The following is a 23601-nucleotide window of genomic DNA, read 5'->3' as shown; positions in this document are numbered from 1 at the left end:
TTAGAGTTTAGATTGGCTAAAATCCCTTAGCATCTGTCGCAGTCCTTGACGCCAGTGCGGGGGATAAGTTCCTAAAACTGCTGTTATTTTGGCACAAGATAAGACAGAATAGGCAGGTCTTTTTGCCGGGGTGGGATATTCGGGGGTAGTAATGGGAACTACCCGTTGCACTTTTAAATTCCAGCCAAGTTGCGATGCTTCTTCAAAGATCGCCACAGCAAAATCGTACCAGCTGGCGACGCCGCTGTTGGTGTAATGATAAGTTCCGGGAGGGGTTTGATCGAGTAAACTGGCAATGGCATTGGCTAAATCACCCGTCCAAGTCGGACTGCCAATTTGATCGGCAACGACGCGAATTTCTTCCTTGTCGCTTCCCAACCTTAGCATCGTTTTGACAAAATTACCTTTGCCACCCACACCATAAACCCAAGCGGTTCTGAGGATAACGCGATCTTCGCAATTTTTGCCAATTGCCAATTCGCCTTCGAGTTTAGATTTCCCATAGGCACTCAACGGATTGGTAGGATCGGTATCTTGATAGGGATAGCTTTTAGTGCCATCAAACACATAATCGGTGGAAATGTGAATCAGGCGAATCCTCAGTTTTTGGCATTCTTCTGCGAGGATACCGGGCGCCGTCCCATTCACCGCCATCGCCAAGTCGAATTCGCTTTCCGCTTTATCCACCGCCGTGTAAGCTGCTGCATTAATAACCGCATCCGGTTTCACTTCTGCAATTATCTGACGCAGACTCTCAGGTTGGGAAAAGTCTACCCTTTCTCGTCCCACACCGATAACTTCGGCAGAAGATGCTAGAGTTTGTTGTAATTCTTGCCCTAGCTGACCGTTAATACCAGTAACTAAAATTCGCTTCATTGTATTGCTAATAGCTAATGGGTAATTGCTCGTGGTTTCAGCAGGCAGGACTTGCTGAATTAACCATGACCCTTGACTTATTCAAACACTTCTGCTTCCTTAAACAATTTACCCGCTTCGTCTTTAGCGGATAAGATGGGAGATTGATCAAAAGGCCAATCTATCGCTAAATCCGGATCGTTCCACAGGATACACCTTTCGTGCTGTGGTGCATAGTAGTTGTCGGTTTTGTACAACACCTCCGCCACTTCTGAAACCACCAAAAATCCGTGGGCAAATCCGGCGGGAATCCACAGTTGCCGTTTGTTTTCCCCACTCAAATGGTAACCCACCCATTGCCCAAACGTCGGCGAACTTTTTCTAATATCCACCGCTACATCAAACACTTCTCCTACAACTACCCGTACTAACTTTCCTTGGGGTTCTTGCACTTGATAGTGCAAACCTCGCAGGACATTTTTAGCCGATCGCGAGTGGTTATCTTGGACGAAGCGGACCGTTGCGCCTGTTTTTTCCGCAAACGCTTTTTCGTTGTAGCTTTCGTAAAAAAAGCCCCGACTATCTCCAAACACTTTAGGTTCTATTAGCAGAACATCATTTATTTTTGTCGTGACAACGTTCACTTTCAATCCTCCCCTATCTTTGGCTATCCTATCCCAATCTATATTATTTTGCTATGCTGCGAGAGCCATTCAACTCAAAAGCTTTCCCCGTCTCGGCATCGAAAGCCCAAGCCTTGATTTTCTCTGCTGATTTCGGCATTTTATCCAAGGCGATAAATTTTTCCCAGCCCGAATACTTGTAGGCGTTATTCTTTAAACTTTTTGCCACATCTGTTCTTTTTATGTCCGTGGAAGCTACGGCAAACGCAATTGATTCGCCATTCTTATTTTTATAACTCAGAACCACGCCATCAGCTGGCCTTTCTTTTTCCGGTAAAACTGCCCATCCCCTCACCCTATACTTATCTTTACCGACTCGATCTATTCGATCTAACCATCCATAATCCAACCCAGATACTTGGTTCCCCTCGCTCTTTTCAATTTTATTACTTTTCAACAATTTTGGCTTGAAAAATCCCATGTTATTCAAAACGTTTACTTTGGTTTTTGTATCGTTGGTATCTGCCCAAATTCGCTTCAGGCAATCATCATCTTTGACAAGGTTTATCAACAGCAAACAAGCTTTTCCTTTATAATGGCTTACCTGGAGCTCTTGCATCTTTTTAATCCCATACCCCGCTGTTATTACATGCAAGAATATCAGGATTGTTAGCACCGATGATAAAATTCGGTTTAATGCTAAATTTCGCCGCGATATAATTTTTCTAATTTCGGCATCTTCCAGAATTATTGCCACCAGATAAATCAGAGTAATTGCTAAATATACCGCAAAAGTTGCGTATCTAGAAGACAGGGACTGTTTGACCCCAAACCCAACTCTTCCTGAAGTTGTAATCGCTGCACTTATCAGGGTATACCCAGCGATAATTAACCACCCTGTCGTGCGATGTAGTAAGTTGTTTTGATGCCAAAATTTTAGCAGGTACAGAACCAATCCGATAAAAGTCACTATTAAAATTGCCCCGACAATTGTGGCGACGGTTAATTTATTTTGAGCCAAGGGCGCTCCCAAAAATGCTAAAAAGTAATTTACCGCTTTAATTGGGTGCAGCAACCCTTCGCTAAAGCTGGGGTGATAGGGAGGTTTTTTGTAATCATAAAAGTACAGAACAACATTGGATATAAATCCAACTAACCAGGCTACGATTAACCATTTTTGCTTCAGCAATTCTTGGGACGCCTTTGGTTTAGCCAAAGCAATTGCTGGAAAAACCAATACCCAGCATAGCAAGCCATTGGCATAAGAAAAAGTTGAAATTGTTGCTAGAACAATGCCGATTAAAATCTTAATTCTTAAGGATAAATTAGAGTAGGCCACTAATATACAGGTTGTGAGACAGGCAATGGGAACGAATACGACTACTTGTATACCCCACAGCCAATTTTCCCACTGAATCGGTGAAAATATTAACAGATTTGACAAACATGCTAGCAAAAGCAATTTTACCCTGCTACCCCCAACTGTGAGTAAGCTTAAACGGTAAATATTAAACGAGACTAGGCAAGCCAAAATAAAGATAACTAACATCTCATATCTCACATCCCACCCCGTTAGGTATGCCATCCCTATAAACAGCAGCCGCGGAAAGAATTTCCGGCTTTCGTTGTGCTGGGAAATCAAGTCTTGAAACGTCAGATTGCCCGCATAAATTTTCTCAAATATCGAGGCCAAAGGCCACTGATCCCAAAACAAAACGTTGACACCGTACTTGACGATGAGGATTCCCGTCAAAATTGCCGGAATAATTGCTAGTAAAAAAGCCAGTTTTTCCCCGACTTCTTTAACATTAAATTTGCTGACATTCATGCTATTTCTTAATTTACTCTTCAAATCCAATTGGCTCTCTAATTATATAGTAAGGGCGCTGCTTCACCTCATCATATATCCGCCCGATGTATTCTCCAATAATGCCCAAAGAAATGAGTTGAATGCCGCCGAGAAACAAAGCGATCGTCAATCCTTGATTCCACTCTAAAAACTCTTGACCCAAAATTAACTTGTAATCCAGTCCAATCAGGCCGATGATAAAGGAAGCGATCGCCAATACAAATCCCAAGAAAGTAGAAATTTTCCAAGGAATTGTAGAAAAGGAAAATATGCCATCAAACGCCAGTTTAAACAGCTTGAGTACCGTCACCCTTGGCTCACCTTTATATCGCGGGCCGCGTTCTACCACAATACCTGTTTGTTTAAATCCTGCATAGGATCTTAAACCGCTAATATAACTGCCATCGTTGATAAAAATCACCTCGCTATCGCCATCGAGTTGTTTGAAAACCTTAGACAGTTGTTTCCATAACTCCCGAATCGTTTCTTCCTCGTTATAGATTGGAATAACAACGGAATAATCTGCATTTGTCATTGACTTCCTCTCCCACCACTAATACAGAAACCTCAACTCACTTCTGTTGCGTTTGCGTTGCGTCTCCACGGGGAGAATCGCTCCATCAATCCCTGTAATTTTTCTCCGACCATCTATACCATTAAATCAGAGCGATCGCAACCGTTGGCAGCCTTCGCCCAGGGTATCCACTCGGCAAATCACTTTTGGTTAATTTTACAAGCGATCGCGCCATCTAGAACCGAGATCGTTTTTCTTTCTGATTAGGACTTACCCACGACAAACCTATCACCTTTGTTTCTTGCTGCGGACTCGATTTTTGATCGAAACCCGGAATATGAGCGTAATATCATGTCCTGAGGTATCGGTAGTGTATGGATGGCTAATTGCTAATTGCTAATTGCAAGCTTGTCAATTGCCTCCAGAACAGCCATTAGCGATTAGCTATTAGCAGTTACACAACCGTTGCTACTGGACATGATATAAGTCCTGCTTCTATCAATCTGATAACTTCCCTCTTCTGCTTACTAGGCGTGTGGGTTCAAGCCATGTATAAAACAAAACTGTGGAGGCAGCAATTACCCCCACAGTTTTCCCAGATGGTGCTTTTTAGCCGATTAACTTAAGTTGCTAGTTATCTCAAACGTAAAGTGGGGCTAATAGAAGGAAAAATGCTATATGAGCAATTAGCAATTAGCAATTAACAACGGGATAACTAGCAACAGGCGTTAGCTGATTACCTGACAGTCTTGAGACTATCGGTTGACTTCTGGAACAACTCTGTAAAGATATCGATCACCTTGCGCTTACGCACCTTAATCGTCGCATTAATTGCCATCCCAGATTGGAGATTATATTCCTTACCGTTGACGTTAATTGTCTGGCGCTCCATCTCAATTTCAGCTGGAAACGCATAGAAAGGACGTTCCTGGGTCGGCGGCAAGGCATCCCGACCAATCAACTTTAATGTGCCCTTGATAGTGCCAAATTCCGTAGAAGGGAAGGATTCAACGCTGATATCTACATCCATCCCTTCTTTGACGTGTCCGATATCTTTGTTTTGCAGGTGAACGGCTGCGACTAAGTTATCTCCAGGTACAATTTTCATCACTGGTTCGTTATCAATTGACCTGACGACATATCCGGGTGAATTCGGTTTTAAATCGAACACTATCCCATCTTCTGGCGCCCGCAATTCTTGGTATTGAACTGCTTGTTCCGCTTTCACAATTTGGCTGGAAATTTCATCGAGCTTTTTCTGATTTTCCAAGCGGAAGCGAGCGAGTTGGCTATCAATTTCCGCCACCCGTTTCTGATTATCGGCAATTTTCGTCAAGATATCTTTCGCCGATAAAGCCACCGTATTTTGCAACTGTTCCTGCGCCCGACCAATCGCTACTTGGATGCGTTGTTCTTCCTTGACTAAGCGGTCGATTTCGGCTTGAGTTTTCAACAATTCCGCTTCCCGACCCGCGACTTCGCCTTGGCGATTGGCAATTTCACCATAACTGGCGGTAATTTCCTGACGGCGGCGCAGGATTTCCGATTCCCCGGCGGTAATTTCCTGACGGCGGCGCAGAATTTCCGATTCCCCGGCGGTGATTTCCTGACGGCGGCGCAGGATTTCCGATTCCCCGGCAGTAATTTCCTGACGGCGGCGCAGGATTTCCGATTCCCTTGTCACCACTTCATTTCTGCGGGTCAAAATGTCCGCTTCGCTTGCTGCGAGTTCCTGACGGCGCGTCAAAATTTGTTGCTGTTGCCGTTGAGCTTGCAGTTCGGACAGCGCCCCTGCATCTACCACGGGTTTGATTTTGTTATACAAAGCTTGATCCGTCTCGAGCAACTGCCTTGCCGTTTCAATTCGCTCAGCTGCCTTGGGTACTTGCGCCCTTGCCACTAATAACTGCTCAGCTGCCCTGGGTAATTGCGCCTTAGCCACTTCCAACTGCTCAAGTGCTTTGGGCAATTGCGCCTTAGCGGTTTCCAGTTGCTCAACGGACCTGTTTAATTGCGCCCTAGCGGTTTGCAGTTGTTCTACTGCCCTGGGTAATTGCGCCTGGGCTGTGGTTAGCTGATCTTTGGCGGTGAGGAATCGCTGCTTTGCTGTTTCTAATTGCGCCTGCTGCATGGGTAATTGTTTCCTAGAAGCTTCTAGGAGTCCCCGCACCTGCCCTAGTTGCGTTCCTAATTCCTGGACTTGCAATCTGGCTGCGGCTACGCGAGACTGAATTTCGGCGCGACTGGCTACTAACAGTCTTTGTTGGTTGGCGTTGAAGTCCCCACCGCCACTTCCCGCCGTTTTGCCGCCGGAAAGCTGCGCCCTCAAGTACTCGTTTTCTGATAGGAGGGCGTTGCGCGACTCCATCAGACTGCGCCACTCTGGCGACCCTCCCGCCATATTGCCATTTTTGGCATCGTTATAAAACTGATTTTCCTTTAACAGCGTGTCCCGCAGTTTTTTCAACGATTCTAAATCGGCTTGGGGCGCTCTGGGGTCAAAGGTGAGCAGCAGGTCGCCTTTTTTCACCTTTTGACCGTCTTTAACGAAAATTTCCCGCACGACGCCGCCGTTGGGCGCCCGCACTTCTCTAGCTGCCCCCACGGCTTCTAATTTACCCATGGCGGGTACAGCTTGCTCGATGGGCGCAAGGCACGCCCAAGCAATCCCGGACCCCGTAATCCCCACAATTACCCAAACAAAGGCGTGGGACCACCAACCTGGTCGTCCTATCAGGACGGGTTGTTCGCTGGGTTTAAATTCGACTACTTTGGGGACAACAACGGGTTCTGGGCTGGGCAAATAAATCGGTTTAAAGTCCTTGACAGTGGTAGCCCCATTGTGCTTACCATTGCCGTTGCCATTGCCATTTCCGTTGGAATGATCGATTAATTGTTTGTTGGTCATAGTTCTTCATTGGTAATTGGTAATTGGTAATTGGTGATTGGTAATTGGTAACAAGCTTTCTTATTACCTATTATCGTAGTTTCCACGGCTCTGCCTGGGAACGCCATCCGATTTAAGACAGTCCTGATTCTTGTTGTTGGTAGAGGCAATAGTAACGGCCTTTGAGTGCCATTAATTCTTTGTGCGTTCCTTGTTCCACCACGCTTCCCTGATCCATCATCAATATCACATCGGCATTTCTCACTGTACTGAGTCGGTGGGTGATGAAAAATACAGTGCGATGGCTAAAGGCTGCTGCTAGGTTTTCGCAGACTTGGTGTTCTGAGTGGTAATCTAGGGCGCTGGTGGCTTCGTCTAAGATTAGCATTTTGGGATTTTGCAGCACGGTGCGCGCGATCGCAATCCGCTGTCTTTGTCCCCCAGATAGGGATGACCCCCTTTCCCCCACTATCGTGTTATACCCTTGGGGCAAGGACATAATAAAATCGTGGGCGACTGCTATTTTAGCGGCCTCTATAATTTCTTCGTCGCTGGCTTCCGGATTTGTCAGGGCAATATTTTCCCGCACGGTGCCGTTAAATAGCAGCGTATCCTGCAACACCATGCCGATTTGCCGCCGCAGCGAGTAAAGTTCGACTTTGGCAATATCGTATTGATCGACTTGAATTCGCCCTGCGGTTGGTTCGTAAAGCCTCGCCAGCAACTTCATCAGCGTGCTTTTTCCCGAACCGCTTTGTCCGACAATCCCAGCAAAGGTTCCCACTGGGAATTCTACATTCACATTCACCAGTTGCAGCGGTCCGCCTGGATTAAATCCAAACGATAAGTTCTCGTACTTGACTCCTCCCTCAATCGGCGGCATGGTGATATTGCTGCGATTGCTTTCGTCTGCCTCTGGAGTGGCATTCATCACATCGCTCAACCGTTCGATAGATAAGGCGGTTTCTTGGAAGTTTTGCCACAGTTGCACCAGGCGCAACAAGGGACTGGTAACGTAACCAGCAATAATCCGGAACGCAATTAACTGCCCCAGGGTCATCTTATTGTCCAACACCAAGTACGCCCCTACCCACAACAGCAGCAGTCCCGATAGCTTGTTGAAAAAGCCCGATAGCGAACTGGCGGTACTAAAGGTCAGCACTGTCTTAAACCCCGCCGATATGTAGCGGGTATATTTTTCTTGCCAGTTCCAGCGAGATTTTAACTCGATTGTCTGCGCCTTGACGGTTTGGATGCCGGAAAGCACTTCGACTAAATACGACTGGCTATCCGCCAAGCGTTCGGCTTTGGTGCGTAACTGCCGCTGTACGATCGGGGCGACAATTAAAGTCAAGACGGCGAATAACGGGATGGTTAATAAGGCGACAACCGTCAGGGGCACGCTGTAAATTATCATCACGATGATATAAATCACCGAGAATACCGAGTCCAGCACGACCGTGAGTGCTGTCCCGGTCAGAAACGAGCGAATGTTTTCCAATTCGTTTATCCGCCCTGCTAGTTCCCCCACGCGACGATGGTCGAAATAATTTAAGGGTAGGGTCAGCAAGCGATCGATTACCTCCGAACCCAGGGTGACGTCAATCCGGTTGGTGGTATCTACAAATAAAACCGTCCGCAGGTGGGTTAACAGCCCTTCAAACACCCCCACGCCTAGCAAAAAGACTCCCAACACGTGCAGGGTATCGATACTGCGCTGTACCAGTACTTTATCGATAATCACCTGGGTGATCAGCGGGTTGGCAAGTCCAAACAGCTGGACAAAGAACGAGGCGATAAAAACTTCGATCAGGACTTTGCGATATTTGGAAATAGATGGTAAAAACCAGCGGAGGCTGAAATTTTCTTTGACTCCTTCGGGACGGGCTTCCAGCAACAGCACCTGTCCCTTTGCTCCCCAAGTTTCGGTAAAGTCCCTGGGACTGCGGCGGCGAATTCCTTCTTGCGGTACGCCTAAAACCAGTTCTTTTTCGGTAATTTTATAAACGACGGCAAAGCTATCTTGCCATTGAATTAATGCTGGTGCTGATAATCTGAAGAGAGCTTGGGCGGGTACTTCTACCAGTCGGGCTTTTAAACCCATTGTTTCGGCTACTGCCCCGCAGGTCATCAGCGTAATGTTGCCGGTGGATTTGATTTGGTTATCTAATATTTTGCGCAGGATGTCGCGGCGAAATGGCACGCCAAAATGCTGGCTCAGCATTTTGAAGCAAGCTAAAGGCGCTTCAATTTTTCCCCTGCCTCGCACGAAGGGGAAGTTTTCCCGTTCTTCTTTTTTTGTTTCCGAAAGCCCTGGTGGGATATCAGGCGCTAGCGGTATTGCTTCATAGGGTGATTCTCCGCTGTCGGGGACGGGTTGGCTTTGCGTTTGCAGCGTTTCGCTGGGATTCTCTGGTTCGGGTTGGCTGACTATTGGCAACCCCAGCAATCTAACCCCTTGTTTGCCTCGGACTGGCTGCCATTTGCCGGATTCTTGCGTGGGAAATCGGCTACCTTCTGAGAAGGCACCGATGGTGCCGCTGCTGACCAGCCATAGTTTTCCCGCATCTAATGCCGGGATTTGCGGCGTGCCGGATGGAAAATTCAGCACTTCTACACCCGGCAGCACCTGGACGGTTAATTCTTTCAGATTGGCGTCCCCCAGGGCGCGGCGCTGCAATTCCACACTCAGCAGTGCAGCAACTTCGCAGGCATTGGCGCGATCGCGAAATGCCCTCTTTAATGCCTCTTCTTTCTCCAGGTAGGCCAGAAATACCCCTGCCGGAACGGTAATGCAGATCGATTCGGTGGAGGCGATCGCTGTTTCACAACCCACTCCCCGCACCAGCGATCCCCACCCCAGGACTTCACCGGGCCCTGCTAACTTTAAGCTTACGGGCATTTGCGTGCGATGGTCTTGTCCCAACAGCCGCACCTGTCCGATGTATATTATCGATATATTCGCAGGCAGCGCCTCTCGTTGCAGGATCGTTTGTCCAATGCGATAGCGCAGCATTTCGCATTCCCCTGCCAGCTTTTGTAATGCGGCGCTTCCCAGTTGCGAGAACGGCTCTGTCTGGGCCAGAAAAGCTTGTATTTGCGTTCGAGAAACTGCTTGGGTCATAGTAATTTTAGATTCGGTAGTTGCTAATTGCTAATTGCTAATTGCTAATTGGTCATGCTGCTCTCCTGCTCCAGATCCCCTATCCTACTACTGCTTACTCTGGCTGGGTTTCTACCAGTTGCAATTGCCCCATTTGTTTGATCTGCTCGTTCATCCAACTTTCAAACATTTCGTCGATTAAGCGGCGGCGCATGGCGTCATCGAGTTGGGCGGGAATCAATTGTTCTAATCTGACTATGACAAACCATTCGGCTAATGCGCGGGGCGGCCAAAGTTGACCGGGTTTGCTTACTGATAGTAGTTGACTAATCAGGGGATGGGGTTGACGGATGGGAACTGGTCCCAATAAACCCCCCGTATTCGCTTCTACCCCTTGAGAGTATTCTTTGGCGATTTCGGCAAAGGATTGTTCCCCTCCTTGGATGCGAAAGTATAACTCGTTCGCCAAACCCAGGTCTTTGGTGCGGAGCAGGGAATATCTCACTTGGTCCAGATAGGGTTTGCGTGCCAGGAAATAAGACTCGACCTTATGTCCCCAAGTTTCTTGCTTATATTTTTCCAGCCGCACGGGTCGCGTGGCGATTTCTTCTAGGTGTTCTGGTGTCAAGTTTTGACTCGTTAGCCAAGCTTCTTTCGCTTCCGGGGTGGTCAGCTGATATTGCGCTTCCAACTGCCCGAGCGCTGCCGCCTTTTCTTCTTCTGTACAATTTATATCAGCGATCGCTTCATCTATTATCAGCCCGCGTAAAAACTGCGGCATCATTTGATACCTACCTAATAATACCAGCATTTCCTCTGCTTGAATTATTTTATTGCCAGCTTGAAACACTTGTGCCATTAGTTACTACTGATAGAAGTTTTTACGGTTGCCGATTGAGATGGGACCCTGATACTAAGTTAACCTGATTCTGTGGGGATTTTACCATTCGACGGCGCCCAAGGGCGCCCAACGGCGCTGCCATCGCCTACTACGAACGGAGACTTCGCGCCAGGGATTTTGCCCCAAACAGATATCCGCCGCCTTTAACCTTGGTATACAATCGAAAACCGTCAAATTCCAGAAAAGCCGCCAAACGGATTGCAACTGCAATAACTGCACCGAATCGCCTATGATTTATTACCAAACCTCGGATATTTTTCCCAGACTTTTAGCAAAATGCGATCAAATCGACTTTAACCCTTTAATATACCATTGCAAATCTGGAAAACCGGGATAATTTTTAAACAATTGTAAAAAATCGGCGAAGACCCTCTCCTGAAGCTCTCTATGCGGATTTTATTCACCATCCCCCACTACTTTAAACCTCTTGGCGATGGGCGGTACGCTTCCCTGGGAAAAGACCCCCAGCCGCGCATCGAGGCGCTAACGGCTTGCGTCACGGCGTTGCACCAGTTATTTGGCAACTCCCAGCTGGTGGCGGACTTTGACCAACGCAAAACAATTCCGGCGAATCAGCCCCAAGCGCATCAAATTGATGTTGTAATCTGCACAACCCAAGGTAGCCACCTATTGGATCGACTAAGGTTGCCTTCCCATCTGTACAAACATTATCCAACCCGCGTCGAACCGATGATGTTGGGGTTTGAGTGTCAGGCGCTACTGCGGGACTGTTTGGGCAGTTACGAATATTTCTGCTTTCTGGAAGACGACGGGATTTTGCACGACCCCTGGTTGTTTACCAAACTCAACTGGTTTACCCAGCAAGCGGGGAATATGTGCTTACTTATGCCCCATCGCTACGAAGTATCCCTCGATGGCCCCAACTGCAAAACCTACATCGATCCCAACCTAGCACCTGAATTTACCGCTAAATATCAAGACCTGCAAGACCAGCCGGAATTGAAAGGTCAAATTATGGGCAACAGCGTTCGCTTCCTGCGGACATCCAATCCCCATGCAGCTTGCTATTTCTTGAATGTCGCCCAAATGAACCACTGGGTGCGACAGCCTCACTTTTTAGACCGAGATACCAGTTGGTTCGGTCCATTAGAAAGTGCCGCTACCCTGGGAATTATGCGGACTTTTCGCACTTACAAATCAGCCCCCGAAAATGCCAACTTCTTGGAAATCGAGCATTTTGCTTCCGGCTGGGGTGAAAAAGTGTTAAAAATTTGTAGCGGCGCTGCAAAGCAAGGAAGCTCTGGAGCAGAGGAGCAGGAGAGCGCTTTTGGGGCGGGTTTTACCGATAAGCTGAAAACTCAAACAGATAATTTAACTAAACCCGCCCCTGTTGGCGAGCAGGGGAGCGCTGACCCTCGTTCCCAGGCTCTGCCTGGGAACGCTATTACCCAGGCTCTGCCTGGGAACGCTATTACCCAGGCTCTGCCTGACTATTACAATCGCATTAATCCAGATTTGCTCAGGTTATTGCCCGCTGATGCTAAGGTCATTGTTGAGATTGGCTGCGGGGCGGGTGCTTTGGCAGAACACTACAAGCGCATCAATCCCCACTGCCAATACATCGGCTGGGAATTGAACCCAGAAGCGGCACAATTCGCCGCAAATAGACTAGACCGTGTAGTGGTGGGAAGTGCCGAAGACCCAAACCTAGCGCTAGATATCCCAGAGGGGACGATAGATTGCCTGGTTTATGGCGACGTGCTGGAACATCTGTACGACCCTTGGACGGTGATGCAGCGCCACGCAGCCTGGTTAAAACCGGAAGGTCAAGTTTTGGCATGTATCCCCAACGTGCAGCACTGGAGCCTGCTCGTCAAGCTGTTGCGGGGCAACTGGAAGTACGAAGATGAAGGCTTGCTCGACCGCACCCACTTGCGCTTTTTTACCTTAGATAGCATCAAGCAACTATTTGCCGCTGCAAAGTTACAAGTATATGAAATTCAAACGCGGGCAAATAAAGGAGCCGATTATGAAAAGTTCCAGCAGGTGATAGCGCCGGTACTCCCAGCTTTGGGTGTCGATAAGGCTCAATTTGCCCTCCAAACTGGTGCTTACCAGTATCTGGTGCGCGCAATTAAATCTTCAGTACAACCCAGGCGTCTGCTGATTCAAACGATGATGATGGCGCCTTTGGCTTGCGACAGAGTGCGAGTTTTGGAGCCAGACCGCCTCAGTTCTACGATTCCAGGGGTGCGGACCGTGGCGGCGGTGAAAACCGCCGATTTGAGCATAGCTCAGCCTGGAGAAGAAAAGGTATTGATTTGGCAGCGGGGCTTTTTGCAAGCGCCCGATGATATTCCCAAAATACAAGAATTGTTGCGACGGGGATATTTAATTATAGCAGAAATTGATGACGATCCCATGCGTTGGCCCGCTCACGCAGAAAATCAATTTTTTACCTACCGCGTTTGTCACTGCGTGCAAACTTCTACCGCACCTTTGGCAGAGTTTTTGCGGCAAATTAATCCTAATGTGAAGGTATTTCAAAATCAGCTTGCTTATCTACCAGAAAAGAGGCAGTACGGTGAAGATGGAGAGATAAAAATATTTTTTGGGGCGCTGAACCGCGAGGAAGATTGGGCTTTGATTATGCCTGCTTTGAATCGGATACTGGCAGATTATGGGGAAAAAGTGCGGGTGCAGGTAATTTACGATAAGCAGTTTTTTGAAGCATTGGAAACGCCCCACAAGGAGTTAGAACCGTTTTGTCCTTACGAGCGTTATCAGGAAATTTTGCACGCTTGCGATATTGGTTTGTTGCCGCTCAATCCTACCCGGTTTAATAACATGAAATCTGACCTCAAGTTTATTGAATGTGCGGGACATGGGGTGGCGGTGTTGTCGAGTCCTACAGTATATGAGGGAGCGATTTTAGAAGGGGAAACTGGATTAATCTATCGTTCGGTAGATGAATTCGAGGCGAAGTTGCGGCAATTGATTGAGGATACGCAATTCCGGCATCAGTTAGCAGCAAATGCCTATGAGTGGGTGAAGGAAAATCGCTTGCTATCCCAGCACTATCAACAGCGGCGGGATTGGTATTTGCAAATGCGAGATGAATTACCCAGGTTAAATGAGGAGTTGCGAAGTCGAGTGCCAGAGTTGTTTGGCTGATAATTAACGCAAGTTGCTAGTTATCTTTTGAGGGCTGAAGACAGGCTAATGGCTAATAGCTAATGGCTGGTAGAACCGAAAAATATTCCCATCAGCAATTAGCAAGCTTGCGATTAGCTTCTGCTGTGCAACCCACGAGAGTTATAACTAGCAACTTGGGTTAATTAGAATTGTAGGTTGGGTTGAGGTAAGGAAACCCAACTTCAGAAAGTTAATAATTTGGCGATTAAAAATCCCGGTTTCTTGAAGAAACCGGGATGCTTGGTTTATATCGGGGTTCACTGGGTTCAACCCAACCTAGTACCTACTTCTACAACCTACTAAACGATGATGAAGTCGGTGTTGGTGAGGGTGGTAGCATTTTGTAAAAAGAGGAACTTGCCCTCTGCAAAAGTACCAAAGTCTGGCTGACCAAGATTTTGATTGAAGTAGAGGAAACCAGTACTCTTGTCTAAAACCAGGGGTGCAACGGCAAGCTTAGCCGCATCGACGGATGTAACGACTGCAACTCCTGGTGTCTTGGTTGGATCGTTTAACGGATCGCCAAACAAGTCTTTTCCTAGAACTATCTTGTCTACACCTGACTGAAAGTCTAGGATGGTGTCTAGCCCAAGTTCGGTTAAGTTGGTGACTTTGCTTGCCCCTAATGGATTGCCGTCAGGAAGCTCAATTTTGGTGTAAACAAAGAAGTCGGCTCCACCACCACCAGTGATGACGTCGTTTTCCCTGCCACCAATCAAGGTGTCGTTGCCATCATCCCCAGTGAGGCTGTCCTTGCCATCGCCACCGAAGATGCTGTCATTACCAGCACCACCAAACATTTTGTCGTCACCTATCCCAGCTATTATGGTGTCACCGCCGCTACCGCCATAGACGAGATCGTTTTCGCTGCCAGCGTTTATATTGTCATTACCACCACCACCGTAGACGGTGTCTTCGCCAGCTTTGCAGTCGATAACGTCGGCACCAGGTGCGGTGTCGTTAGTAGTTGTAGTATCGCCACCGACTAAAAAGTCCTTCTGAGTAGTACCTACAAGGGTGTCGGCACCGGCACCACCATAGAGGGAGTCGCTATTAGCACCAGGGGCACCTTCTGACCCAACTAGGGAGTCGTTGCCCTTGTCGCCTTTCAGGACGCTGCGACCGCCTTTACCAATGATGATGTCATCGTCTTGACCACCTAAAACGGTGACGTTGCCTTGCACCGCAGCGTCAAGCGCGATGGTGTCAGCACCCTGACCAGCGAAAATGATTGCCCCTGATGCCTTGACTGTGATGTTGTCGTCCCCTTGACCGGCATACACCGTATCTCCACCAAGAGCGGCGATCGTATCGTTACCGGATTTCTCTCCCTTGGCATCATCGCCGTACAACAAACCGCCGCCTGCACCAACGAGATTGTCATCATCGGCGTCACCGTAGAGCGTCGCACCCGCCGCGCCGACCATGTTGTCCTTACCCTTACCGCCATACAGGATACTGCTTTGAGCGGCGATCAAGCTGTCGTTGCCCGCACTGCCGTACAAGGTATCGGAAAAAGTTGCTTTCAGGGTGTCGTTATCATCACCGCCGATCAAAAAACTTTGGCTGACGCTGGTGAGGTAGTCACTACCTTTGTCGCCATAAAGCGTACTGTTGGGGCCACTGCCGAGTAGGCTATCGTTGTCTTTACCGCCATAAAGTATGACGTTTCCCGACAAGGCTCTGATCGTGTCATCCCCTTGCAGTCCATATATTGTATCGCCAGCAGCACCGACTATCGTGTTGTCGGGTCCCGGCGCAAGTATAATCTCAGCCATTTATCGTTCACTCCTCATTTTGTAGTCGTGTACTGGATATGTTGATGATATATCCGACAAAGTTTCTACAATGGCTGCTTGCCGATTGAGCTGACCAGCCAGATTTCTCGGTTGGTTTCGCTGGCAGAGCCTCCAGTAGTATAGCTTGCATCATTGATTCTCTCCAATTACTTAGACAGCGCCCCAGCTAAAGATTGTTGCCGCCCCATGAATAATACTGACGCTTCAAACCGGGTTTCTCAAACGAGAATAAATCTTTTCAGCAACGCCGGACTTGGCTAGCAACCCAGTTTCTTTAGTTTTTTGCGTAAGCTTTCATGACTGTGGCACTGCTGTTATAGTTCCCCTTCTATAGGAAATTTTTAACAACGATGGTTATCATACCGGAGTTTGTGAACCTTCTGCTGCAAGATTTGGCAAATTTTTTCTACCGCACCGCTAAATCCTGACCCTGTGTCAATTGGTAACTGGTTTTGCTGAGGTCGGGTGGGAAGGATCGATTTGCCACATCTTGAATTAGTTGGATGTGGCGGGGTAGCAACTGTTGGTGGGCATATTTTTCTACGGCGGTTTGTCTTGCTTTGGCGCGGATTTCTGCCATGCGGGTAGGATGGTCTAATACTTCGCAAATGCGGTCAGCTATTTGCTTGGGGGAGAAGAAATCTACTAGCAAGCCATTTTCTCCATCCTGAATCACTTCGCGCACGGGTGGCGTATCCGATCCCACGACTAAACACCCGGTGGACATCGATTCAATCATTGACCAAGATAATACAAAAGGTCGGGTTAAATAAACGTGAACTGAGGATGCTTGAATTACTTTCAGGTACAGTCCGTAGGGTAAGGTGCCGACGAAGTGAACCCGCGATAAGTCTAAGGGGACTTTTTTCAGCATCTGCTGTTTGTAGGTTTCGCCGTTGGGTAGGGATTTGCCGTAGCAGACGCGATCTGAACCGACAATTACTACGTGGCAGTTGGGACGGCGTTCTTGCAGGTAGGCGAGGGATTCGATAAATTCTGGAAAGCCGCGATAGGGTTCCATGCCTCGTCCTACGTAGGTGACAATTTCGTCTGCGTCTGATAAGTCGAGGTTGGGTAGGATGAGTTTGGCGTCTGGGTTGGGTTGGAAGTAGTCGGTATCGACGCCGTCGTGGAGGACGCTGATTTTACTATGGAATTCTTTGGGAAATTGGGATTGTTGCCAGTGGGTGGGGGAGATGCCCCAGTCGCAGCTGTATAAGTCGATTAATATGGGGGCGTTTTTGATTCTGATGCGCGCCATGTCATCGACTGTGAGGGGGTCTGCCGGGTCAAAGTCGGCGTCGGAACCGATGGAGTGGTAAAACCACTCGAAGTAGCATAGCAGGACGGCGTTTGGGAAGGCGTCTTTGACGAATAAGGTGGGTCCCCACCCGGAATGTCCGTAGACGATGTCGGGGACAAATCCTTCTGATTTGAGTTGTTCTGCTACTCGGAATACTGCTTGTCCGTGCAGGACGCCGCTTTCTAGGAATCGCACGTAGTGGTGGGTTTCGGCGCGGGGGGTGCGACTCGGTTGAAACATGACTTTGCGGACTCCGGGAATTTGCCACTCTGGGTTTTCGACTTTGGTAGCAAAGACTACTTCGTTGTTGGGGTCTTGACCTAATAATGCGGCGACGTGGCGAAATTGGGCGGGAAAGTTGGGATGTAAAAATAGGATTCTCATTGGGATCTAATTTATTGAATTATTGAACCGCGAAGGCGCGAAGGACACGAAGGAAGAGAGAAGAAGAGGTGTTTGGTTTTGTTACCAGTTAAGGGTTGTGTTTAGGTAGTTTTCTAGGTTTTGATTGTGTGGTTGGAAGTAGGTTTGTAAGCGTTGGTACATTGCTGGGTCGATGGGTGGGTATTCTCCTGCATTATATTTACCATAGTCTGGGAGTTGATATGGGGGTATTTCTAGGAAGTTACAGACTTGATTTAGGATGGTTGGCGGGTGGTTGTATAGGTCTTCGCTTTTGATGATTAAAATTTGTTGTTTGGGGAAGAAGTTCATCCAGTTTTTGATCTGGTCTAGGTATATGCCTCTGGAAAGGTAGGTGTAGTGTTGGTGGTTGAAGCTGTAATAGTTGGGGTTTTCTACGATCTTTTCGGTTTCGCCTGCTAGGCGGGTGGGTTCGGATGCGATCGCTTCCTCTATCCCTTTGTCTTCTACTCCCAATCTTACTTCGTGATAGTAATGGGATATCCCTCGCTCTACTGGGTTTCTCAATAATATAATTATCTTGACTTTTGGCAATATTTGTTGTACTCTTTTCGCCACTAATGGATGAAAGATGTAGTAGGGGCTAGCTTCTCCGGCGAGCATTTTATTTTGGCGATCAACTGGGTGAAATTGGTCTTGATACCATGAGATTCCTTTGTCAAAGTTTAGGTCAAAATAATGCACTTCTTTTGTGCGCGCGGGTACTACTTGCGGATGTTGAATTAGGTAGTTGTACAAGGATGTTGTGCCACATTTTTGCGCGCCTATTATCAGAAAATCTATTTCACATCCCATTATTTTACTGCTTTTATACCTTCAAAAAATACTCCGGCTGCCACAATTTCTCGACCTTTTTTTCCCAGGGCCATGTCTAGATTTTTACCTTCTTTTAAAAGGAATTCACGCCAATCTTGTAATTTATTTTTCCACGCTTGTTGAGTAATATAGGGTAAAACGGCTTCGAGCTGCATGATAAATCCAAAGGAAGGATACTGATAAGGTCTAATTCCACTGCGTAACTCTTCAAAATCAGACATTACTAAACGAAGGCCGTGCAGTGTCATGTTAAAGTAGTGACTGGGATCGCCGTGTAGTGGCTGCATAAAAGCTGTATCGATAAAGATTATACCCCCTGGCTTTAAAATTCGATGTAATTCTTTAGCGGTTAGGAATGGATTGGGTATGTGTTCAAATACTGCTTGACTGATAACTGCGTCAAAGATGGCATCTGGAAAAGGTAATTTGGTTGTGTTGCATACAATATCGGTGTGGGGATATTGCTGTACGTCAAGATAGCAAATATTGGGTCTTAGGTCGCCTTCGGGGGTGTTTCCTGCACCAAAGTCTAGAACGAGTCCATCTCCTATTTTAGTCAAAAGTTCAATAACATAGGGGGAATAGGGATGGGTTTTTTCGGTTTCTGTTAGCCTGAGAAATGGCAAATCTCCTTTTTGCAGGATGTGGGGGGTATTGCCTCTGGTATAAACTGGATAATTGCAAACTCCGCACGACCGATCTATTTGATTTAGTTTGCTTCCACATTCTGGGCAATATAGCAATTGTTTTAGTTCAAATTTTCGCTTTCTGGGTTGCAGTTGTTGGCTTTCATTAGCCACCAAGGTAAATTCTTTTTTTAATAATGAAATATTTTGATTTTGTTCGGAGATTTCAATTTCTATAATTTCCCCTGGTTTGATTGTATGGGGAATGAGAATATCCCCTGAAAAACCGCTGTTTAATGCATTTTCTTGTTGGGGAAAAGCTGCTGCTACATCGGGGCGGAGGATTCCATGAGATAGAGTAACATAGGTTTTACCGTTCAGGGATACATTCAGCCGTACTTTTTGATTTTCTTCAGGTATGAACCACCCGGAAAAATTGGTGATATAGCTTATTTTTTTATTCGTTGGGGTATCGAGGTTAAACATTTTTGCTATTCCATATAATCGGGATATATATATTAGTTTGATTTTGAACTGTCGAAGTTTATGTTTGAGGGAAGGATGGATTATTTTTGATAATCTATTTTTGGCTAAGATAAGCTTCGCGGAAAATTTGGGCATAAGCTTGGGTCATTTCGTCAAAGGTGGTTAAAGATTGGAGGACGTAACGGGAGTTTTGGGCCATTTGTTCGCGGAGGGATTTATTATTTAGGAGGGATGCGATCGCACTCGCTAATTCTGCCGCATTTCCTGGTGGATAAAATATCCCGTTGACTCCGGGACGGACTTGTTCTTTAATCCCGAATACGGGGGTGGTGATGATGGGTAGGTTATACGCCATTGCTTCTAAAATCACTCTGGGATAGCTTTCGATGCGGGAAGTGCAGACAAAGATATCGGCGGCTTGGTAATATCTGGCTGTATCTGCCGTTTCTGGTACTATTGTTAATCGCCGTTGTAAGGATGATGGTAGTTCTGCTGCTAATTTTGCCAGTTGGCGACTGTAGTAATTTGGGCGATCGCCGACGATGAAGCAGCGAATGTTGGTATGGTGTTGTTGGGGTAGGTGGGAGAGGGCGCGAACTAGGTCTTGTTGTCCTTTGCGATCGCATACTGTCCCCAATAGCAAAATTACCACATCTTCGGGTTCCACTTCCAAAGATTTTCTCGCATCTAATTTCGTCCACCCTGGCGCTGCTGCATCCAATCGTTCTATATCTAAACCGTTATGAATCACGGTAAAATTATGCTGAGTATTCAGCGGTAAATAACTGTCCCGCGTCGCATCGGCGACAAAAACGATCTGGTAAGGATAAGCGAAGCATTCTAAGGCGCGGGATGCTATTTCTGCGCCGAAATGGTTGAAATATGTTTGCCAAGGTTCGCTTTCGTGCAGGTTCCAAACGCAAGGAATGCCGATTTTCTTGGCGCAATCTACCATGAAAAAGTTATTCAGGGTATTGGCATAGATTAGATCGATATCGAGTTGCTTAATTTCTTCTCCCAGCTTTTGCAGTGCTTCGTCGTATGCACCTCGGGTATAAATATTCGCCAGGGGATGTTCCCGCACGATGACTTCTATTCCCTGCTGTTGGTATACTTCTCGCAATGGTCCTTCATTGACGCAGAAAGCGATGGGTTTGATCGCTCCTTTTTTGGCAAGATTTACGGCAATTTCGTATTGATGCAGCGGCGCACCTGTGAAGTTTAAATCGTTGCTGCACATGAGGATTTTTAGGGTTGGTATATCCCCGGTGAAAATCCGTCGCGCTTGGATTTGTACCTGTTCGTTTTCTAAGGAAAGATGCGGACTGTAGAAGCAGTCTACTTTTTTTCCATACTTTTGCCGATAGTTTGCTCTTTCTTTGGGGTTATCGCTAAATCCTCTCGTACTCCCCTCGTAATGAATAAATTCTGCCGTGGGACAATAAACGGAGCGATACCCTTTTTCTAACAATCGATAACCGTAATCTGCATCGTTGTAAGCGACGGCGAATTCTATCTTGTCAAATCCGCCTAATTCTAGGAATAACTGTCGCGGCGTCAGCAGACAAGCTGCGGTGACGGCGGAGTAATTTCGCGTCACTTTGGCGTAAGAAAGATATCCGCCGTCGTCTTTATTTATTAGTTTAAATGCATGTCCGGCTAACCCGTGATGCATCCCGTGAATAACTCCAGCATGTTGCACTCTGCCATCGGGAAAAAGCAATCTCGCACCGACTGCGCCGACGCCTTCGATTTGGGCGTATCCTATCATTTGAGATAACCAATCTGGGGATATGACTTGGGTGTCGTTGTTGAGGAATAGCAGATAGTCGGTTTCGAATTGTTCGGCGGCGCGGTTGTTAATGGCGGCGAAGTTGAATTTCCCATCGGGATTTTTCACTTTTAAGACGCGATGGGGAATTTGTTCTAGATATGCTAAGGTTTCCGCTTCGTCGCTTTCGTTGTCAACGACGACGACTTGGTAATTTTGGTAGGTGGTTTTTTCCAGGGAAGTTAGGCAATTTTGCAGTAAGCTTACCTGGTTTTTGGTGGGAATAACAATTGCAACCGAGGGGCCGGTGTCTGGGAATTTATGGGAATATAATCCTAATCCCAATCTCAGCGCCCATTCGGGTTGATAAGCGGTTCCTTTTATCCCTCGTCGCTGCAATGCTTCTTGCACTGCTTTTTCTCCAGCGATGAAGCTTTTTGGTTTTGCAGCGCCGGTGATAGCGGTCGATCCGGGTGTGGCGCGCCAGTGATAAAGGACTAAGGGTAAATGAGCGATTTTATTGGTTTTTTCTGTTGCCCTTAAGGCGAAGTCGTAATCTTGGGAACCTTCAAACCCGACTCGCATTCCGCCCAGGGTTTCAAATAAGTTTCGTTTGACGGCGCACAAGTGGCTAAAGTACATGTAGGAAAGTAGCAATTCTGGCGACCAATCGGGTTTAAATTGAGGTGCGTAGCGTTGTCCGTTGGTGTCGATTTTGTCGTCGTCGGAATAAAGAAAGTCGGTTTCTGGATTTTCTGCTAAGTATAAGGCGACTTCCCCTAATGCATCGGGGGTAAGTTCGTCGTCGTGGTCTAAGAATACCAAATAGTCCCCGGTTGCTAAGCTGGCGGCGCTGTTGGTGGCGGCGCTGATGTTGCCGTTTTTTGGCAGATAAATAACGCGGATGCGGTTATCTTTTGTCAGCCACTTTTGCAATAATTTTGGGATATCGGGGTTGCTGCTATAGTCGTCGGCGATGCAGAGTTCCCAGTTTTGGTAGACTTGGTTGGTGACGCTGGCGATCGCGCGCTCTAAAAACTCGACCGGAGTGTTATAAACTGGCATCACTACCGATATTTTCGGCAATGTTCCCCGACAGGTATTTAACCGCGCCAGCAGATATGCTTCTGCTGTTTGATTCCACTGGTTAACCTGCAACCAAGCTGAGTATGGTTCTATGGGTTGAGGAATATTAAACCCAGGGGTCGCTAATTCTGTCTTTGACTGTTGTTCCCGATAAAGACTAATAATTTTTCTCACCAAGCGGGGTATTTCTCCCGGATTTGGTAGCAACCTACCCCCAAGTCGGATGCGCCTTTCGTAGATTTTTTTCCTGACGACTTCTACAAATCTTGTCGCTGTCTGCAATTGGTTTTTCCAATTCTCAAGCGCCAAGTCTCGCCGCACAATTAAAGGTAGCGGTGCTTGAAATAATGCTACTTCTCCATTCTCCAAAGTTGCTTTGAGCAAAACTTGCCAACTTCCCGGCGGAATGGCGGCGTTTGCTTCCCATCCGCTGGCGGCGCTATCTTGCCAATCTGGGTAAGCTTTCCCCACATCTGGACGGTAATTTCCATAGGCGCATTCTACAGAAATATCGCCGACGCAAAGGACTAGTTGTTCAATTTTCTGCTGGGGATGACAGCACCAACCTGAAAATAATATAGTGCCGCTTTTCTGTTCCCAATCTTTTGGCGCGTCAATTGCTGCTGACAATGGTGAAATTACCAAGGAGTAGGAGGCGAATCGTTGCCATTTTCCCGGTTCGGTTAACGCTTCTAGTACCAGGTTGTGCTTTCCCGAATTAAGGGAAACTGGAATAGCAAATCCGGATGCTTCCGCACCTTTAATTTCCCTATACGCGGCGGCGACATCTGACCGCGCCATGCCATAATTTCCTGGGAAAATTTGCTCTCCCACTCTGGCGCGGATGCTTTGGATGTTAGATTGGGTATTTTGGGTATTGCAGCACCAACCGCATATTTGAAAATTCCCATTGGCGATATTCCAACTGGTGGGAAAGTCGATGGCAAATATAAAGGGTTTGATCAGGTAGCGCAGGCGGCGTTTTAATGCCAAGTATTTTTGTCGCAACTCCCAGAATTTAGAATATTTCATCGCCGCAATTTCGGCGGCGAGGGCTGCGTTCTCAGTGCGGGTGTGAGATAATTCTGTTTGCGATCGCTCTAATTCTGCTTGCGCTATATTTAATTGAGTCTGCGCCTTATCCAGTTGTCCCTGAGTTGTGCCTAATTCGGTTTCGACTTGCACCAATTTCGCCAAAGCTGCTTGTAATGTTGTTTCCTTGGCGTTGAGTTGTCCCTGAGTTGTGCCTAATTCGGTTTCGATTTGCACCAATTTTGCCAAAGCTGCTTGTAATGTTGTTTCCTTGGCGTTGAGTTGTCCCTGAGTTGTGCCTAATTCGGTTTCGATTTGCACCAATTTTGCCAAAGCTGCTTGTAATGTTGTTTCCTTGGCGTTGAGTTGTC

Annotated in this window: 13 protein-coding genes; 1 reads left to right on the top strand and 12 read right to left on the bottom strand. The window is 47.1% G+C overall.

Features of this window, described 5'->3' with window-relative positions:
• From rfbD to MiSe_RS09900, 7 genes are all read right to left on the bottom strand, one after another.
• A complete protein-coding gene (gene rfbD, locus MiSe_RS09930; RefSeq protein ID WP_226578229.1) occupies positions 1-876 on the bottom strand; it encodes a dTDP-4-dehydrorhamnose reductase in 876 nt (291 codons plus the stop codon).
• A 77-nt stretch (positions 877-953) separates the two neighbouring features.
• On the bottom strand, positions 954-1499 hold the full coding sequence (rfbC, locus tag MiSe_RS09925) for a dTDP-4-dehydrorhamnose 3,5-epimerase (protein ID WP_226578226.1): 546 nt from the start codon (positions 1497-1499) through the stop codon (positions 954-956).
• A gap of 43 nt (positions 1500-1542) precedes the next feature.
• Positions 1543-3306, bottom strand: a complete 1764-nt coding sequence (locus MiSe_RS09920) for a hypothetical protein (protein ID WP_226578223.1) — start codon at positions 3304-3306, stop codon at positions 1543-1545.
• A gap of 13 nt (positions 3307-3319) precedes the next feature.
• The gene (locus MiSe_RS09915; RefSeq protein ID WP_226578220.1) at positions 3320-3862 is read right to left on the bottom strand and encodes a glycosyltransferase; all 543 of its coding nucleotides are present in this window, start codon (positions 3860-3862) and stop codon (positions 3320-3322) included.
• Positions 3863-4577: 715 nt separating this feature from the next.
• Entirely contained in the window at positions 4578-6749 is a 2172-nt protein-coding gene (locus MiSe_RS09910) for a beta-barrel domain-containing protein (protein ID WP_226578216.1), read from the bottom strand.
• Between the two features lie 112 nt (positions 6750-6861).
• Positions 6862-9852 (bottom strand): peptidase domain-containing ABC transporter, encoded by a 2991-nt coding sequence (locus MiSe_RS09905; protein ID WP_226578214.1) that lies wholly within the window; start codon positions 9850-9852, stop codon positions 6862-6864.
• Between the two features lie 94 nt (positions 9853-9946).
• Complete coding sequence (locus MiSe_RS09900; protein ID WP_226578211.1) at positions 9947-10690, bottom strand: peptidylprolyl isomerase; 744 nt, start codon at positions 10688-10690, stop codon at positions 9947-9949.
• 429 nt (positions 10691-11119) lie between these two features.
• Here MiSe_RS09900 and MiSe_RS09895 point away from each other — a divergent pair, with 429 nt between their 5' ends.
• The gene (locus MiSe_RS09895; protein ID WP_226578208.1) at positions 11120-13867 is read left to right on the top strand and encodes a methyltransferase domain-containing protein; all 2748 of its coding nucleotides are present in this window, start codon (positions 11120-11122) and stop codon (positions 13865-13867) included.
• Positions 13868-14187: 320 nt separating this feature from the next.
• On the opposite strand, the gene MiSe_RS09890 is transcribed toward MiSe_RS09895, so the two are convergent.
• From MiSe_RS09890 to MiSe_RS09870, 5 genes are all read right to left on the bottom strand, one after another.
• Positions 14188-15666, bottom strand: coding sequence for a calcium-binding protein (locus MiSe_RS09890; protein WP_226578205.1), 1479 nt, complete (start codon positions 15664-15666; stop codon positions 14188-14190).
• Between the two features lie 427 nt (positions 15667-16093).
• Positions 16094-17374, bottom strand: coding sequence for a glycosyltransferase family 4 protein (locus MiSe_RS09885; RefSeq protein ID WP_226578203.1), 1281 nt, complete (start codon positions 17372-17374; stop codon positions 16094-16096).
• Between the two features lie 81 nt (positions 17375-17455).
• Positions 17456-18208: a sulfotransferase domain-containing protein gene (locus MiSe_RS09880; protein ID WP_226578201.1), complete on the bottom strand. Its 753-nt coding sequence runs from the start codon at positions 18206-18208 to the stop codon at positions 17456-17458.
• Complete coding sequence (locus MiSe_RS09875; RefSeq protein WP_226578199.1) at positions 18208-19341, bottom strand: class I SAM-dependent methyltransferase; 1134 nt, start codon at positions 19339-19341, stop codon at positions 18208-18210. Before MiSe_RS09875 ends, MiSe_RS09880 begins: the two co-directional genes overlap by 1 nt.
• 94 nt (positions 19342-19435) lie before the next feature.
• On the bottom strand, positions 19436-23601 hold a 4166-nt coding region (locus MiSe_RS09870; protein ID WP_226578197.1), incomplete at its 5' end, for a glycosyltransferase.

The organism is Microseira wollei NIES-4236, from assembly GCF_020521235.1.
Lineage (GTDB): Bacteria > Cyanobacteriota > Cyanobacteriia > Cyanobacteriales > Aerosakkonemataceae > Microseira > Microseira wollei.
Note: the sequence above shows the minus strand (reverse complement) of the source record. Positions and strands in the feature narration are given on the sequence as shown.

Coding starts and splice junctions, on each gene's coding strand:
- rfbD (WP_226578229.1), bottom strand. CDS start 876: ATGAAGCGAATTTTAGTTACTGGTATTAACGGTCAGCTAGGGCAAGAA.
- MiSe_RS09920 (WP_226578223.1), bottom strand. CDS start 3,306: ATGAATGTCAGCAAATTTAATGTTAAAGAAGTCGGGGAAAAACTGGCT.
- MiSe_RS09915 (WP_226578220.1), bottom strand. CDS start 3,862: ATGACAAATGCAGATTATTCCGTTGTTATTCCAATCTATAACGAGGAA.
- MiSe_RS09910 (WP_226578216.1), bottom strand. CDS start 6,749: ATGACCAACAAACAATTAATCGATCATTCCAACGGAAATGGCAATGGC.
- MiSe_RS09905 (WP_226578214.1), bottom strand. CDS start 9,852: ATGACCCAAGCAGTTTCTCGAACGCAAATACAAGCTTTTCTGGCCCAG.
- MiSe_RS09900 (WP_226578211.1), bottom strand. CDS start 10,690: ATGGCACAAGTGTTTCAAGCTGGCAATAAAATAATTCAAGCAGAGGAA.
- MiSe_RS09895 (WP_226578208.1), top strand. CDS start 11,120: ATGCGGATTTTATTCACCATCCCCCACTACTTTAAACCTCTTGGCGAT.
- MiSe_RS09890 (WP_226578205.1), bottom strand. CDS start 15,666: ATGGCTGAGATTATACTTGCGCCGGGACCCGACAACACGATAGTCGGT.
- MiSe_RS09885 (WP_226578203.1), bottom strand. CDS start 17,374: ATGAGAATCCTATTTTTACATCCCAACTTTCCCGCCCAATTTCGCCAC.
- MiSe_RS09880 (WP_226578201.1), bottom strand. CDS start 18,208: ATGGGATGTGAAATAGATTTTCTGATAATAGGCGCGCAAAAATGTGGC.
- MiSe_RS09875 (WP_226578199.1), bottom strand. CDS start 19,341: ATGTTTAACCTCGATACCCCAACGAATAAAAAAATAAGCTATATCACC.